The sequence below is a fragment of the Thermoanaerobacterium aotearoense genome (assembly GCF_009905255.1).
GTDB classification, from domain to species: Bacteria; Bacillota; Thermoanaerobacteria; order Thermoanaerobacterales; family Thermoanaerobacteraceae; genus Thermoanaerobacterium; species Thermoanaerobacterium aotearoense.
Map to the genome: position 1 here is coordinate 2,266,384 of NZ_CP047602.1, position 14,960 is coordinate 2,281,343.

The 14,960-nt window shown below is 38.4% G+C and carries 16 protein-coding genes, 1 tRNA gene and 2 other annotated features; all 17 genes read right to left on the reverse strand.

From position 1 onward, the window contains the following. Positions 1-13: 13 nt before the first annotated feature. The 17 genes from rpoB to gltX all read right to left on the reverse strand — a co-directional run bounded on the left by rpoB (position 14) and on the right by gltX (position 14,919). A complete protein-coding gene (gene rpoB, locus GSH73_RS11360; protein WP_014757918.1) occupies positions 14-3,727 on the reverse strand; it encodes a DNA-directed RNA polymerase subunit beta in 3,714 nt (1,237 codons plus the stop codon). A 273-nt stretch (positions 3,728-4,000) separates the two neighbouring features. Next, complete coding sequence (gene rplL / locus GSH73_RS11365; protein ID WP_013787141.1) at positions 4,001-4,375, reverse strand: 50S ribosomal protein L7/L12; 375 nt, start codon at positions 4,373-4,375, stop codon at positions 4,001-4,003. Between the two features lie 29 nt (positions 4,376-4,404). Next, entirely contained in the window at positions 4,405-4,932 is a 528-nt protein-coding gene (gene rplJ / locus GSH73_RS11370; protein ID WP_014757917.1) for a 50S ribosomal protein L10, read from the reverse strand. Positions 4,933-4,946: 14 nt separating this feature from the next. Beyond that, positions 4,947-5,065, reverse strand: a sequence feature (ribosomal protein L10 leader region). Between the two features lie 40 nt (positions 5,066-5,105). After that, positions 5,106-5,798, reverse strand: a complete 693-nt coding sequence (rplA, locus tag GSH73_RS11375; RefSeq protein WP_038068525.1) for a 50S ribosomal protein L1 — start codon at positions 5,796-5,798, stop codon at positions 5,106-5,108. A gap of 55 nt (positions 5,799-5,853) precedes the next feature. Beyond that, positions 5,854-6,279 (reverse strand): 50S ribosomal protein L11, encoded by a 426-nt coding sequence (rplK, locus tag GSH73_RS11380; RefSeq protein ID WP_014757915.1) that lies wholly within the window; start codon positions 6,277-6,279, stop codon positions 5,854-5,856. A gap of 25 nt (positions 6,280-6,304) precedes the next feature. Next, the gene (gene nusG, locus GSH73_RS11385) at positions 6,305-6,832 is read right to left on the reverse strand and encodes a transcription termination/antitermination protein NusG (RefSeq protein ID WP_014757914.1); all 528 of its coding nucleotides are present in this window, start codon (positions 6,830-6,832) and stop codon (positions 6,305-6,307) included. Positions 6,833-6,862: 30 nt separating this feature from the next. Then, a complete protein-coding gene (secE, locus tag GSH73_RS11390; RefSeq protein ID WP_013787136.1) occupies positions 6,863-7,063 on the reverse strand; it encodes a preprotein translocase subunit SecE in 201 nt (66 codons plus the stop codon). 28 nt (positions 7,064-7,091) lie between these two features. Then, the gene (gene rpmG, locus GSH73_RS11395; protein WP_013296962.1) at positions 7,092-7,241 is read right to left on the reverse strand and encodes a 50S ribosomal protein L33; all 150 of its coding nucleotides are present in this window, start codon (positions 7,239-7,241) and stop codon (positions 7,092-7,094) included. 114 nt (positions 7,242-7,355) lie between these two features. Beyond that, positions 7,356-8,558, reverse strand: coding sequence for an elongation factor Tu (tuf, locus tag GSH73_RS11400; RefSeq protein ID WP_014757913.1), 1,203 nt, complete (start codon positions 8,556-8,558; stop codon positions 7,356-7,358). Between the two features lie 75 nt (positions 8,559-8,633). Further along, positions 8,634-8,709 (reverse strand) — tRNA-Thr (locus GSH73_RS11405). A gap of 56 nt (positions 8,710-8,765) precedes the next feature. Continuing rightward, on the reverse strand, positions 8,766-9,410 hold the full coding sequence (sigH, locus tag GSH73_RS11410) for an RNA polymerase sporulation sigma factor SigH (RefSeq protein ID WP_014757912.1): 645 nt from the start codon (positions 9,408-9,410) through the stop codon (positions 8,766-8,768). Between the two features lie 91 nt (positions 9,411-9,501). Next, complete coding sequence (locus GSH73_RS11415) at positions 9,502-9,996, reverse strand: NYN domain-containing protein (protein ID WP_014757911.1); 495 nt, start codon at positions 9,994-9,996, stop codon at positions 9,502-9,504. Between the two features lie 4 nt (positions 9,997-10,000). After that, positions 10,001-10,747, reverse strand: a complete 747-nt coding sequence (rlmB, locus tag GSH73_RS11420; protein WP_014757910.1) for a 23S rRNA (guanosine(2251)-2'-O)-methyltransferase RlmB — start codon at positions 10,745-10,747, stop codon at positions 10,001-10,003. A 2-nt stretch (positions 10,748-10,749) separates the two neighbouring features. Further along, a complete protein-coding gene (locus GSH73_RS11425) occupies positions 10,750-11,172 on the reverse strand; it encodes a Mini-ribonuclease 3 (protein ID WP_014757909.1) in 423 nt (140 codons plus the stop codon). Continuing rightward, the gene (cysS, locus tag GSH73_RS11430) at positions 11,172-12,566 is read right to left on the reverse strand and encodes a cysteine--tRNA ligase (protein ID WP_014757908.1); all 1,395 of its coding nucleotides are present in this window, start codon (positions 12,564-12,566) and stop codon (positions 11,172-11,174) included. Before cysS ends, GSH73_RS11425 begins: the two co-directional genes overlap by 1 nt. Further along, a complete protein-coding gene (gene epsC, locus GSH73_RS11435) occupies positions 12,553-13,224 on the reverse strand; it encodes a serine O-acetyltransferase EpsC (RefSeq protein WP_038069182.1) in 672 nt (223 codons plus the stop codon). The genes cysS and epsC overlap by 14 nt, the downstream gene beginning before the upstream one ends. Before the next feature lie 48 nt (positions 13,225-13,272). Continuing rightward, positions 13,273-13,465 (reverse strand) — a binding site (T-box leader). Beyond that, positions 13,456-14,919, reverse strand: a complete 1,464-nt coding sequence (gene gltX / locus GSH73_RS11440; RefSeq protein ID WP_014757906.1) for a glutamate--tRNA ligase — start codon at positions 14,917-14,919, stop codon at positions 13,456-13,458. (Overlaps the previous feature by 10 nt.) Between the last annotated feature and the right edge of the window lie 41 nt (positions 14,920-14,960).

The following is a 14,960-nucleotide window of genomic DNA, read 5'->3' on the forward strand; positions in this document are numbered from 1 at the left end:
CTTCATAATAATTTTATAGATCATAATCGTCATCAAAGCTGTCACTATCGCCAAAGTCTATATCGGTCGGTTCAAAGTTAAGATCGTCAAATGCATCTTTATCTTCATCAAAATCTTCGTTAAATTCTTCGCCATAATTTACCTCTGGCGGCGCATCTTCCCTGCCTTCAATATTAATGTTTATCGTATCTTCTGAGATATCATCATCATCTTCATCTTCAAATTCTTTCAGTGCTACTTCTTGATTATCCTCAGTCAATACTTTTACATCAAGGCAAAGGCTTTGCAATTCTTTAACAAGAACCTTAAATGACTCTGGTACACCAGGCTCTGGTATATTTTCACCCTTGACTATCGATTCGTATGTCTTCACACGTCCTGCTATATCATCAGATTTAACTGTAAGTATTTCCTGCAATGTGTGGGCAGCTCCATATGCTTCAAGCGCCCATACTTCCATCTCACCGAATCTCTGACCACCAAACTGTGCTTTACCACCAAGTGGCTGCTGTGTGACAAGAGAATATGGTCCTGTAGATCTTGCATGCATTTTATCATCGACAAGGTGATGCAGCTTAAGCATGTACATATATCCAACAGTAACTGGATGGTCAAAAGGTTCGCCTGTTCTTCCATCGTAAAGCTGTATTTTTCCATCCGGCGAAAATCCTGCCTTTTCAAGCAGCTCTTGTATATCTTCCTCATGGGCACCATCAAATACCGGCGTAGCCATATACCAACCCAAAGCTTTTGCTGCAAGTCCTAAGTGGACTTCCAAAACCTGACCGATATTCATACGAGAAGGAACACCAAGAGGGTTCAGGCAAATCTGAAGCGGTGTACCATCAGGTAAAAACGGCATATCCTCAACAGGAAGTATCCTTGAAACGACACCCTTATTTCCATGCCTACCTGCCATCTTATCGCCAACAGATATCTTTCTCTTCTGTGCGATAAAAACTCTCACCATTTCATTTACTCCTGGAGGCAGTTCATCGCCATTTTCTCTCGTGTACACTTTAACATCTACAACTATGCCGCCTTCACCATGAGGAACTCTTAAAGAAGTATCTCTAACTTCTCTCGCTTTCTCTCCGAATATGGCTCTTAACAATCTTTCTTCTGCAGTAAGCTCTGTTTCGCCTTTTGGAGTTACTTTGCCGACGAGAATGTCTCCAGCCGTAACTTCTGCACCAATGCGTATGATTCCTCTCTCGTCTAAATCCTTTAATGCTTCTTCACCAACATTAGGAATATCTCTCGTTATCTCTTCCGGTCCTAATTTTGTGTCTCTTGCTTCTGACTCGTATTCCTCAATATGGATAGATGTAAGAGCATCCTCTTTTACAAGTTCTTCGCTAATCAAAATAGCATCCTCGTAATTGTAACCTTCCCAAGGCATAAATCCAACCAATACATTGCGTCCAAGTGCAATTTCACCCAATTCTGTAGAAGGTCCATCGCTTATAACCTGTCCTTTTTCAACGCGATCCCCTTCATTTACTATTGGTCTACAATTTATGCAAGTCCCTTGGTTTGATCTCTTAAATTTAAGAAGTTCATACTCGTCACGTCTTCCATCATCTGTCTTTATTACTATTTTGTCTGCCGTAACTCTCTCTACTATGCCACTGTTTCTGGCGATATTTACAACGCCTGAATCCCTGGCAGCCTTATACTCAATGCCAGTCCCAACGATAGGCGCCTGTGGAACAAGGAGTGGAACAGCCTGCCTCTGCATGTTTGAACCCATCAGAGCCCTGTTTGCATCATCATTTTCCAGGAAAGGAATCATTGCGGTAGCTACAGAAACTACCTGCTTCGGAGAAACATCCATAAAATCTACTTCTTCTCTGGGCACTGACAAAATATCATCTTTCGAGCGAACTGTAACCCTCTCATTTACAAATCTATTCTCTTCATCAAGAGGTTCGTCTGCTTGAGCGATCACATACTCATCTTCCACATCTGCAGTCATATACACAATCTCATTGAGGACCTTACCTGTCGATTTATCGACTTTTCTGTAAGGAGCTTCAATAAACCCATACTCGTTAATCCTTGCATATGTAGCAAGAGAACCTATAAGTCCTATATTTGGTCCTTCAGGCGTCTCTATAGGACACATTCTGCTGTAATGTGTATGATGGACATCCCTGACTTCCATTCCGGCTCTTTCTCTGCTTAGCCCTCCTGGGCCTAATGCGCTTAATCTTCTCTTGTGAGTAAGCTCTGCAAGGGGGTTTGTCTGATCCATAAACTGCGAAAGCTGTGAACTTCCAAAAAACTCTTTAATTGCAGCAACAACAGGCCTAATATTTATCAGGTTTTGAGCAGTAATTTCACTGACATCTTGTATAGTCATTCTTTCTCTAACTACTCTTTCCATCCTTGATAGACCTATTCTAAACTGATTTTGAAGCAATTCGCCAACTGATCTGAGCCTTCTATTCCCAAGGTGATCAATATCATCAACAAACCCAATACCATATGAAAGATTTAAATTGTAATTTACAGAAGCAATAATATCATCTTTAGTGATATGTTTAGGTATTAATTCATCCAGTCTTCTTCTTATCTCATTTTTTATGTCATCTTCGCTTGAAAAATTATCCAGAATCTCTTTCAAAACAGTCAAATGCACTTTCTCTTTTATCTTAAGATCTGACACATCAAAGGAAAGCGGATATTCATTAATATCAACAGTATTATTGCCAATTATCTTAACTGGTCTTCCTTCAACAAGCACTTCAACCTCATTTATGCCACAATCCTGGATTTTTTTAGCAATCTCCCTTGATATTCTTTGACCTTCCTCAACGATGATTTCGCCTGTCAGTGGATTGACAATTTTTGCAGCGGCTTTTTGATTCGTCAATCTCGAACTTAATGCAAGCTTTTTATTAAACTTATAGCGACCAACATGCGCAAGATCGTATCTTTTTGGATCAAAGAATAAAGAGTACAGCAAACTTTTAGCGCTTTCAACAGTAGGCGGTTCACCAGGTCTCAATCTTTTATATACCTCAAGCAAACCCTCTTCTTCAGATTTTGTGGTGTCCTTATCAAGAGTAGCCTTTATTCTTTCATCTTCCCCAAAAAGATCCAATATCTGCGCATCCGTCCCATAACCTAAAGCTCTAAGAAAAACAGTGATTGGAACTTTTCTCGTCCTATCTATTCTAACAGAAAAAATATCATTTGAATCTTCTTCGTACTCCAGCCATGCACCTCTATTCGGTATGACAGTCGCGAAAAACAGCTTCTTCCCTAATTTGTCAAACTGTTGTTCGTAGTATACGCCTGGCGATCTTACCAACTGGCTGACAATAACGCGTTCCGCGCCATTTATTATAAAAGTACCTTTGTCTGTCATCAAAGGAAAATCGCCCATAAAAACTTCTGATTCCTTTATTTCACCAGTATCGCGATTAGTCAATCTTACCTTTACTTTCATTGGCGCCGCATAAGTAGTGTCCCTATCTTTACATTCCTCTACAGAGTATTTAGGATTGTCATCAAGCTTGTAGTCTAAAAATTCTAAAGACAAATTGCCGGTAAAACTTTCAATCGGAGATATGTCTCGGAAAACCTCCCTCAAGCCTTCGTCCAAAAACCACTTATATGAATTTTTTTGGACTTCAATCAAATTAGGCATATCCAAGACTTCTTCAATCCTTGCAAAGCTCATGCGCTTCTTGTAGCCGGCATCAACAGGATGTAACATCCACTTCACCCCTTATAAATTTAAAATAACCAAAAGAGAAAGCTTTTGGATAATATACAGAAAGACATAATTATTATTTACCAAAATACATACAAATATTCTATTATTTACATGCAATAAAAATTTTTGTTGCCGTTTTTCATTTATGTAATAAATGACACTGTTAATGCAATATATAATATTACCACAATGGCAAAAGCATGTCAATAAGGGATATTCAATAAAAAGAAAAAAGCACTCTTGCCGAATGCTTTTTTCTCTTTGATATTTTAATTATTTTATTTCTACTTTTGCTCCAACTTCTTCGAATTTTGCCTTTATTTGATTTGCTTCATCTTTGCTTACGCCTTCTTTAATTGGCTTTGGAGCACCTTCAACAAGATCTTTTGCTTCTTTTAATCCGAGATTTGTAACCTCTCTAACAACTTTTATTACTTTTATCTTTTCTGAACCTACATCTGACAATATGACATCAAATTCTGTCTTCTCCTCAGCAGGTGCTGCTGCTGCTCCTGCTGCAGGTGCTGCTGCTACAGCAACAGGTGCTGCTGCTGAAACTCCAAATTCTTCTTCCAAAGCTTTTACTAAATCAGCTAATTCCAAAACTGTCATATTTTTTATGGCTTCTAAGATTTCTTCCTTATTCATTACATATACCTCCATTTTTTATTTTTGTGTTATTGTGCTTCTTTTTTCTCTTTAACAGCATTTAAAGCTATTACAAGACTTCTCAATGTACCAGACAATACATATACAAGGTTGTTTATAGGCGCCTTCATGCTGCCAAGTGCTTTTGCGATAAGTTCTTCTTTTGATGGCAATTCTGATAATGCTTTTATTTCCTCTGGCCCTACTATTTTGCCATCTACAATACCTGCTTTTAATTCCAAACCTTTATTGTTTTTCAAAAACTCAACCAGAATCTTAGCAGGTGTAACAGGATCATCGTACCCGAAAGATACTGATGTTGGTCCTTCTAAGTACTTTTTCAAGTCATTGTAACCCAGTTCTTGCGCCGCACGCCACATCAAAGTATTTTTGTATACTTTGTATTCAGCGTTAGCCTCTTTAAACTTTCTCCTTAAAGCAGTATCGTCCTCAACTGTCAATCCACTGTAGCTGGTAAATATGACGGATTGTGCTCTTCCCAGTTTATCTTTAAACTCACTAACGACTTTTTCCTTAGCTTCCCTCGCTGTGCTCAAACTTACACCTCCCGTCTTAAATATTAAAAGGATCCACCGTAGACATGAGGATCCTTTCTTAGCTTTATCAAAAACCTCGGTAGGATTTATGTGTTGCCACACCTACTGTCTACGGTAAGTTTTCAATTTTACTTTAAGAGTATATCACTATTATGGTTTTATGTCAACAGCTATCATACGATTCTTTGTGGATTAACCTTTATTCCAGGTCCCATCGTCGATGAGAGGACAACACTTCTCAAATATTGTCCTTTTGCTGCTGCAGGTTTAGATCTTATTATGGCATCCATAATCGTTTTGAAATTCTCAACTAACTTCTCTTGTCCAAAAGAAACTTTTCCAATAGGTACATGGATTATTGAATTTTTGTCAACTCTGTACTCAATTTTACCAGCTTTAACGTCTTTTACCGCTTTTTCGATATCAAATGTAACTGTGCCAGCTTTTGGGTTCGGCATTAAGCCTTTTGGTCCTAACACCTTACCAAGTCTACCCACTACACCCATCATGTCTGGTGTAGCTATAACAACATCATAGTCAAACCAGTTTTCATTTTGGATCTTTGTAACTAATTCTTCAGCTCCAACATATTCAGCACCAGCGGCTTCAGCCTCTTTTGCTTTATCGCCTTTCGCAAAAACCAAAACGCGAACCGTCTTACCTGTTCCGTGAGGAAGTATTACAGTTCCTCTGACCTGCTGATCTGCATGTCTTGGATCGACACCAAGCCTTACCGATAGATCAACAGTCTCATCAAATTTTGCCTTTGCAGTCTTTAAAACTAGGTCAACGGCTTCATTTGCATCGTATAATCTTGTTTTGTCTATTAATTTCACACTATCTAAATACTTTTTACCATGTTTCATGTTATTCTTTACCTCCTTGTGGTATTTTTCGGACACAAGTCCTCCCACTTAACAATCACTGTTCAATTTCAATACCCATGCTTCTTGCAGTACCAGCTATCATTCTCATAGCTGCCTCAATATCTGATGCATTTAAGTCTTTCATTTTCAATTCTGCTATTTCTCTAACTTTATCTTTTGTAATCTTTGCGACTTTTTGCTTGTTAGGCTGTGGTGAACCACTTTCAATGCCAGCAGCCTTCTTTAAAAGCACAGCCGCAGGTGGTGTCTTTGTGATGAATGAAAATGACCTATCTGCATATATGGTAATAACTACAGGAATGATCAAACCAGCTTGTTTTGCAGTCTTTTCATTAAACTCCTTGCAAAAACCCATTATATTGACACCATGTGGTCCAAGAGCTGTACCTACTGGTGGAGCTGGTGTAGCCTTTCCTGCAGGTAACTGTATCTTGACAACTGCAGCAACTTTTTTAGCCATGTTTACACCTCCTAATTCATGTCATCTATTGAATTTTTTGAATCTGGACAAAGTCAAATTCCACTGGGGTTTCTCTGCCAAACATCGAAATCAAAACTTTAGCTTTTTGTCTGTCAAGGTAAATCTCTTCAACAACACCGATGAAATTCTCAAGTGGTCCGGCAATAACCCTAACACTATCGCCTACTTTTATATCTACTGACGTCTGTATCTCTTTAATGCCTAAGCTTCTCACTTCCGCTTCAGTAAGTGGTACAGGTTTAGATCCAGGCCCAACAAAACCAGTTACGCCTCTGGTATTTCTCACTACATACCATGATTCATCATTCATTACCATTTTCACAAGTACATATCCCGGAAATACCTTTCTGTCAACAGACTTCTTTTTGCCGTCTTTTATCTCTACCACTTTTTCTGTCGGAACTACGACTTGATGTATTAAATTTTGAAGATTTCTATTTTCAACAGACTTTTCCAGATTCGCTTTAACCTTATTTTCATATCCGGAATAAGTATGGACTACATACCATTTAGCTGAATTTGTTTCAGACATCATCGATTTGGGGATAAACCCCATCCTCCTTTAACTTTTTATAATTAATTTTAGTAGATAGCTAAAGGCCGAGTCTGCAAGGAATATCAACAATGTAAATGCTATTACCACAACCAGTACGACTTCTGTATATGCAATCAAATTGTCTCTTGTTGGCCATGTGACTTTCTTCATCTCGGCTTTAATTTCCCTAAAAAACTTCCCGACTTTTCTCCTTTCATCGGCAGCCATTGAATCACATCCCTTTATAACTTGTATTTTACCTTGTCTCTTTATGCAATGTATGTTTTCTGCAGAACCTACAGTATTTCATAAGCTCTATCCTATCAGGATCGTTTTTCTTGTTTTTAGTAGTATTATAGTTTCTCTGCTTACATTCCGTGCAAGCTAATGTGATCTTAACCCGCAACAATTCCACCTCCCGGAATTTAAAACTACTTTTAAAACTTTATCATAAATATTAATTTATGTCAATCTAAATGTATAGACTGAAAAAAAGCCAGGTAAAATACCCAGCCCTTTTTTATGACAGAATCTTGGAAACAACACCGGCTCCTACTGTGTGTCCGCCTTCTCTTATAGCAAATTTTAGTCCTTCTTCCATCGCTATCGGTGTTATTAATTCTATTGTCATTGTTACGTGGTCTCCGGGCATTACCATCTCTACGCCCTCTGGTAATTCTATTACTCCTGTTACGTCTGTTGTCCTGAAGTAGAACTGTGGTCTGTATCCATTGAAGAATGGTGTGTGTCTTCCGCCTTCTTCTTTTGTTAACACGTATACTTGTCCTTCAAATTTCGTGTGCGGTTTTACTGACCCTGGTTTCGCTAATACTTGTCCTCTCTCTACTTCGTCTCTTGTTACTCCTCTTAACAATACTCCTATGTTGTCTCCTGCTTCTGCTTCATCCAGCGTCTTCCTGAACATCTCTACGCCTGTTACTACTGTCTTCTTGTTTTCGTCTGATAATCCTATTATCTCTACTTCGTCTCCTACTTTTAATTTGCCTCTCTCTACTCTTCCTGTCGCAACTGTTCCTCTTCCTGTTATCGTGAATACATCTTCTACCGGCATCAGGAATGGTTTGTCTACATCTCTTTCTGGTGTTGGTATATAGCTGTCAACTGCATCCATTAAGTCCCATATCTTGCCGCACCATTGACAGTCTCTTTGCCCGCATCCGCATTCCATTGCTTTTAATGCTGAACCTACTACTATCGGTGTGTCATCCCCTGGGAATTCATATTCATTTAACAGCTCTCTTACTTCCATCTCTACTAATTCGATTAATTCTTGGTCGTCTACCATGTCTGCTTTGTTTAAGAATACTACGATGTATGGCACACCTACCTGTCTTGCCAACAGGATATGCTCTCTTGTCTGTGGCATTGGACCGTCTGCTGCTGATACTACCAGTATCGCTCCGTCCATCTGCGCTGCTCCTGTTATCATGTTCTTTACGTAGTCTGCGTGTCCTGGACAGTCAACATGGGCATAGTGCCTTTTCTCTGTCTCATATTCTACGTGCATTGTGTTTATTGTGATTCCTCTTGCTTTTTCTTCTGGTGCTTTGTCTATTTCATCGTATGCTGTCGCTTGTGCCATTCCTTGTTTTGATAATACTATCGTTATTGCTGATGTTAATGTCGTTTTGCCATGGTCTACGTGTCCTATTGTCCCTATGTTTGCATGGGGTTTCTTTCTTTCGAATTTTTGCTTTGCCATTTCTTTTCCTCCTACTTTAATAAACTCATCCACGCGTTTCTATGTTTTAAAAACTTTAGTACAAAAAAATAAAATTGGAGCCCATGACCGGGATTGAACCGGTGACCTCCGCCTTACCAAGGCGACGCTCTGCCGACTGAGCTACGTGGGCAATCATATTTTGCATCAATTTTAAATTCTACTATAAAAGCTTTAAAATGTCAATACTTAACTATTTCTCATCTCCAGATATCTTTCAAGCTTTCTTTTTACTCTTTGGAGGGCATTATCTATCGATTTTACATGTCTTCTAAGCTCAACAGCAATCTCCTGATACGATTTCCCATCAAGGTAGGATATAAGCACTTCCCACTCAAGGTCACTTAACATCTCTCCAATCTTGTTTTCGATGTTAACGTATTCCTCTCGGTTTATTATTAACTCCTCAGGGTCAGATACGCATTCACTGGACACAACGTCCATCAAAGTCCTATCCGACTCTTCCTCAAAAATCGGTTTATTTAGAGAAACATAAGAATTAAGAGGAATATGTTTTTGCCTTGTAGCAGTTTTGATAGCAGTTATCATTTGCCTCGTTATGCATAGCTCAGCAAAAGCTTTAAACGATGACAGCTTATCGCTTTTAAAATCGCGAATAGCCTTGTATAACCCGATCATGCCTTCCTGCACTATATCTTCCTTATCCGCGCCGACCAAAAAGTAGGAACGAGCCTTTGCCTTGACAAAAGAATAGTACTTATCGATGATGAATTCCAGTGCTGCTTCGTTGCCTCTCTGAGCCTCTTCTACAACATCACCTTCATCCATCGATGAAAAAATATTGTATAGATCTATTTGTGCCCCCGATTTCACAAAAATCGCCTCCGCTTATAGGCCAAGTTCACATAAATAATTATACTTTTAATAGAGATTGTAGTCAAGATTGTAATAAAGAATATTTTTATTACTCAGCCATTTTCTTAAGCCTTTCTATAATTTCTTCTGAAAGTCTTGATTCAATGCTGTCTTTTTTGTCATCTTTAGTATAAAATTTCTTCTTATCTTCTAAATAATTATTCAATTCTTCGTATAATTCCCTCGATGACATCCTTATCGCCCCTTGACCTAATACGACTTGCTGCAATATCCAATCAGAAGTCACCACAACTACTTTGTCTTTTTTGACTATTTCTTTTATCAATCCTTCAATATAGCTGTCTGCAGACTCACCTTCCTTTGTATACACGACTTCGACTCCATTGTGATATTCCTTGTTTTGTTGTTTCCCTTTGGCGTACATCGCATCAAAGACAAGTATTATATTAAATCCTGTATACCCTCTGAAATTTTGAAGTATGTCTATCAACTTTTGTCTGGCGTCCTCAAGGTTGTTTCTCGCCTCAAGCTTTAAATCCTCCCAATTGTTTATCACGTTATACCCATCAATCACCATATACATCAAATCACGCCTTACCCAACCTCTGTCGTACAACCTCGTACATAAAAATAGATGCCGCTACCGATGCATTAAGCGAATTCATATTGCCCATCATTGGTATCTTTACAAGATAATCACAGTTCTTTTTAACAAGCTCAGATATCCCTTCACCTTCACTGCCAATGACTATGGCTATAGGCTGGTCATAATCCACATTGCTAAAATCCTCTTTTGCATCTACGCTGCTGCCTACAATCCATACGCCTTGTTTCTTTAGGTTATTTATCGCAGTGTTTATGTTTGAAACCTTTGCAATTTTCATGTACTCAGTTGCACCTGCTGATGTCTTTACAACTGTACTGTTTACGACAGCAGATCTCCTCTTTGGTATTACGATACCGTGAGCTGAAAAGGCTTCTGCAGTCCTTATTATGGCTCCAAAGTTGTGCGTGTCTGTTATTCCATCCAATAACAGAATAAAAGGCTTTTCGCCTTTCTCGCTGGCATACTCAAGTATATCTTCAACATCACAATACTTGTAGAGGGAGCACAATGCGACTATTCCCTGATGGTTGCCGTTTCCGGACATCTTGTCTAATGTCACATTATCTGCAGTTGATACGATTATATTTTTATCTCTTGCAGATTTTATAATTTTAGAAATATTTCCTTTGGCATTTTTTGAAACATATATTTTTTCAATCTCTCGTCCACTGTTAATCGCTTCTAATACAGGATTCCTCCCGTATATTATATTTTCATTTTCTCTCATAATTAACCCTCATTTATATTATAGTTTAATGCGTAGTTTAGTATTTCATCAAGCCTATCATATCTTCCTAAAAGATACAAGTAGCCAAGTAAAGCCTCAAAGGCAGTAGCCAGCCGGTATTCTTCGATACCGGCATGCTTTGGAATAGTAGCACTTTTTACATTCCTGCCCCTTCTTATTATATCCTTTTCTTCTTCATCAAACATATCATAGAGATTTTTCAAAATCTCAGACTGCGATGATGCTTTTACGTACTTGACGCATTCCCTGTGAATCTTGTTTATGGGCCTATTTCCTTTTGCGGAAATGTTAGTCCTTATAAACAAATCATAGACGCTATCGCCAATAAAAGCCATAATAAGCGGCGATAAATTCATGACATCTTTTCTTGTAAAAACTTTGCCATCTTTCGAAAAAAGATTCATCAAACTCTCTTCCACCTTACTCCGTTAGGTGTATCTTCCAATACTATCCCTTGTTTTTTTAATTCATCTCTTATTCTGTCAGCCTCTGCCCAATTCTTTGCCTTTCTGGCCTCTTGCCGCTTTTCTATCAATTCTTTAATCTCATCATCCAATAGATCTTTTTTCTTATAAGTTATGCCAAGGACAGAAGACAAACTCAAGAAAACATCCAATATATATTTTATCAATTCTTTTGGAGAATTTCCATCTATATTTGAATTAATATCTCTTACCATTTCAAAGATGACCGATATAGCATCAGCAGTGTTAAAATCGTCATCCATCGCTTCTTCAAACTTTCTTTTGTACTCTTCATATTTCTCTTTGTACGCCTTTTCTTCATCTCTTAATTGCCTGTCTTCCGCCACATCCAAAAGGTGCCGCAAGTTGTAAACAGTGTTGCTTAATCTTAAAAATCCTCCTTTTGCCTGCTCTATAAGGTCTTGACTATAATTGATTGGATTTCTGTAATGAGACATCAACATGAAAAACCTCAAAACTTCAGGATCATATTGGCTAATCACGTCTCTTACAGTGAAAAAATTGTTTTTTGATTTGGACATTTTTTCATTATTGATGTTTAAGTATCCTATGTGCATCCAATACTTTGCAAACTCTGCGTCATTTGCGGCTTCACTCTGAGCAATCTCATTCTCATGGTGCGGAAATATGAGATCAGGCCCACCTGCATGTATATCAAGGGTTTTTCCTAAATACTTTGTGGACATAGTCGAGCACTCAATATGCCAACCAGGTCTGCCTTTACCCCATGGGCTATCCCAATACGGTTCTCCTTCCTTTGCAGCCTTCCAAAGGACGAAGTCTGTTGGATTTTTTTTGTCTTCATTTACTTCTATTCTGGCTCCAGCTTTTAATTCATCTATATTTTTATGTGAAAGTTTCCCATAATCCTTGAACTTCGTCGTATCGTAGTACACATTTCCATCTTTTTCATAAGCAAACCCTTTATCAATAAGCTTTTTCACAAACTCGATTATTTCTTCGATGTTTTCTGTAGCCCTTGGATGGAATGTGGCTCTTTTTATTCCCAAGCTGTCAGCATCCTTGAAATACTCATCAATGTATCTGTCAGCTAATTCTTTTACAGTTGTGTTTTCTTCATGGGATCTTTTTATGAGTTTATCGTCTATATCTGTAAAGTTCTGAACATAGTTTACTTTATACCCTTTATATTCCAAATACCTTCTGACAGTATCAAAGACGATAAACGCTCTTGCATTTCCTATATGGATAAAATTGTACACAGTAGGACCACACACATACATATTCACAACATTGTCGTTTAGTGGCTTAAATTCCTCTTTTCTTCTGGTAAGTGTATTATAAATCTTCATCTCTATCATCCTCCACATTGTTTATATATGTTTCTAACCTTTTGATTCTGGCCTTTAGCCTTCTTAATTCATCTTCAATCGGATCTGGCAACTTTCCATGTTCTAAGTCAACATTTGCTTTAGATGCCGGACTTACTCTCACGTTGTCTTTTTTTACACAGTGTCCAGGGACACCGACGACAGTGCAATTGGGTGGAACGTCATGCAGCACTACAGCACCTGCACCTATCTTCGTATTGTCGCCTATCTTTATTGGTCCTAAGACTTTTGCACCGCTTCCAACAACTACGTTATTGCCTATAGTAGGGTGTCTCTTGCCCTTATCTTTCCCAGTGCCACCTAATGTAACTCCTTGGTATAGCGTCACGTTATCTCCTATCTCTGTCGTCTCCCCTATCACTACGCCCATTCCATGATCTATAAAAAATCCTTTGCCTATTTTAGCGCCTGGGTGTATTTCTATTCCTGTTAAAAACCTGCTGAATTGTGAAATAAGCCTTGATAGCAGCAACAGCTTTTTATTGTATAAGTAGTGTGCGATTCTATGGAATATTATAGCATGGAATCCCGGATAGCATAAAATTACTTCTAATACGCTTTTTGCAGCAGGATCCCTTTCAAACACTACCTTAATGTCCTCCTTTAATGTTTTAAACACAATAACCAATCCCCTTTTTTTAATAATTGATAAAAAAATCCCCCATCATCCAGAGACGAGGGGGGCTCGCGGTTCCACTCTGATTGAGTAAACTCCACTTGTATTTATAACGGATACCCGTGCGACAATGCGCATTGCTCATGGGTGCACTTCACACAATATATCCAGAAGCTGCTTTCAGCCCACGACAGCTCCTCTCTTTTGGAATCTATTATGTTACTCTCCCAATCATCACATTTGCGATATTGATTTTAAGGCTTTGTCTATCCTCTGCAAGACCTTCTGTCTGCCTAAAAGAGGAATTATCATCACAAGTTCAGGCCCATGGTCTTGCCCTGTTAAGGCGATTCTTATAGGCATGAAAAAGGCTTTTCCCTTAACCCCTATCTTCTTTTGCAACATCTTTAGCAGTTCTTTTATGCTCTCTTCTGTCAATTCATCCATATTTTCAATTTCTTCTTTAAAACCCATAAGCACATTCTTAGCATCACTTGACAGCAGAATTTCCCTTGTTTCGCCGTTGTATTCCAAATCATCGTCAAAGAACATTCTCGCTTTGTCTTTCAGTTCAGCCACATAGTGCAAACCATCTTTAAAAAGTGACACCACTTTTTTTAGCCAATCGTACGTAGCCTCATCCACATTTTCGCCAATATAACCTGCCTCTTTAAGATGTGGCAAGCTTAAATCTACAATCCTTTCGATAGGACTCATCTGAATGTAGTGTTGATTCATCCAATTCAACTTTTCTATGTCAAAGACAGGATTAGCACTGTGGATTTTATTGAAATTAAATTTTTTAATTATTTCATCTTTAGACATCAATTCTACATTGTCATCTGGCGACCAGCTTAAAAGGGATAAAAAGTTAAACATCGCTTCGGGCAAATATCCCATTTCCCTGTATTGTCCAATGTAAGTATTCCCATGTCTTTTTGAAAGCTTAGTCCTGTCTGATCCCAAGATAAGAGGCGCATGAGCAAATACAGGTGGCTTAAAGCCAAGCGCTTCATAAATGAGAAGCTGCTTAGGAGTGTTGTAAATATGATCTTCACCTCTTATGACATGTGTTATCTTCATAAGGGTATCATCTACAACGACTGCAAAGTTGTAAGTCGGCATGCCGTCAGATTTTACTATTATCATGTCACCGCCCAGCGTGTCTGACTTAATTTCGATCTTTCCCTTTATCATATCGTCAAATGATATTGTGACATCATCGGGAATTATAAATCTAATGGAAGGCTTCCTGCCTTGCCTCAGATATTCTTCTTCCTGCTCTTTAGTCAAATGGCGGCATCTTCCAGAATACCTCGGTATATCTCCTCTTTTAACAGACTCCTCTCTGTCTTTATCCAGCTCTTCAGGAGTACAATAACATCTGTAAGCTTTACCTTCTTCTATAAGCTTTTCTGCATATTCATTATATATGTGAAGCCTTTCACTTTGCCTGTATGGTCCATATTCACCAGGTTTATCAGGCCCTTCATCCCATTCTATACCAAGCCAGTTTAACTCTTTGAATATCAATTTTTCAAAGTCCTTAGAAGACCTTGTCAGATCCGTATCTTCTATCCTCAATATGAGTTTAGCGCCCTCACTTCTTGAAAATAGATAATTAAACAATGCAGTTCGAATATTGCCTATGTGAATAGCACCGGTAGGGCTTGGTGCAAACCTAACTCTTTTTTCCATATAGCCATCTCCATCTTTTGTATTATCATATACATTATACA

What these genes read in the sequence shown, in the direction of transcription:
- rpoB (WP_014757918.1), bottom strand. Translation starts at nt 3,727, where the DNA reads ATGTTACATCCTGTTGATGCCGGCTACAAGAAGCGCATGAGCTTTGCA.
- rplL (WP_013787141.1), bottom strand. Translation starts at nt 4,375, where the DNA reads ATGAATAAGGAAGAAATCTTAGAAGCCATAAAAAATATGACAGTTTTG.
- rplA (WP_038068525.1), bottom strand. Translation starts at nt 5,798, where the DNA reads ATGAAACATGGTAAAAAGTATTTAGATAGTGTGAAATTAATAGACAAA.
- rplK (WP_014757915.1), bottom strand. Translation starts at nt 6,279, where the DNA reads ATGGCTAAAAAAGTTGCTGCAGTTGTCAAGATACAGTTACCTGCAGGA.
- nusG (WP_014757914.1), bottom strand. Translation starts at nt 6,832, where the DNA reads ATGTCTGAAACAAATTCAGCTAAATGGTATGTAGTCCATACTTATTCC.
- secE (WP_013787136.1), bottom strand. Translation starts at nt 7,063, where the DNA reads ATGGCTGCCGATGAAAGGAGAAAAGTCGGGAAGTTTTTTAGGGAAATT.
- tuf (WP_014757913.1), bottom strand. Translation starts at nt 8,558, where the DNA reads ATGGCAAAGCAAAAATTCGAAAGAAAGAAACCCCATGCAAACATAGGG.
- GSH73_RS11415 (WP_014757911.1), bottom strand. Translation starts at nt 9,996, where the DNA reads ATGTATATGGTGATTGATGGGTATAACGTGATAAACAATTGGGAGGAT.
- rlmB (WP_014757910.1), bottom strand. Translation starts at nt 10,747, where the DNA reads ATGAGAGAAAATGAAAATATAATATACGGGAGGAATCCTGTATTAGAA.
- GSH73_RS11425 (WP_014757909.1), bottom strand. Translation starts at nt 11,172, where the DNA reads ATGAATCTTTTTTCGAAAGATGGCAAAGTTTTTACAAGAAAAGATGTC.
- cysS (WP_014757908.1), bottom strand. Translation starts at nt 12,566, where the DNA reads ATGAAGATTTATAATACACTTACCAGAAGAAAAGAGGAATTTAAGCCA.
- gltX (WP_014757906.1), bottom strand. Translation starts at nt 14,919, where the DNA reads ATGGAAAAAAGAGTTAGGTTTGCACCAAGCCCTACCGGTGCTATTCAC.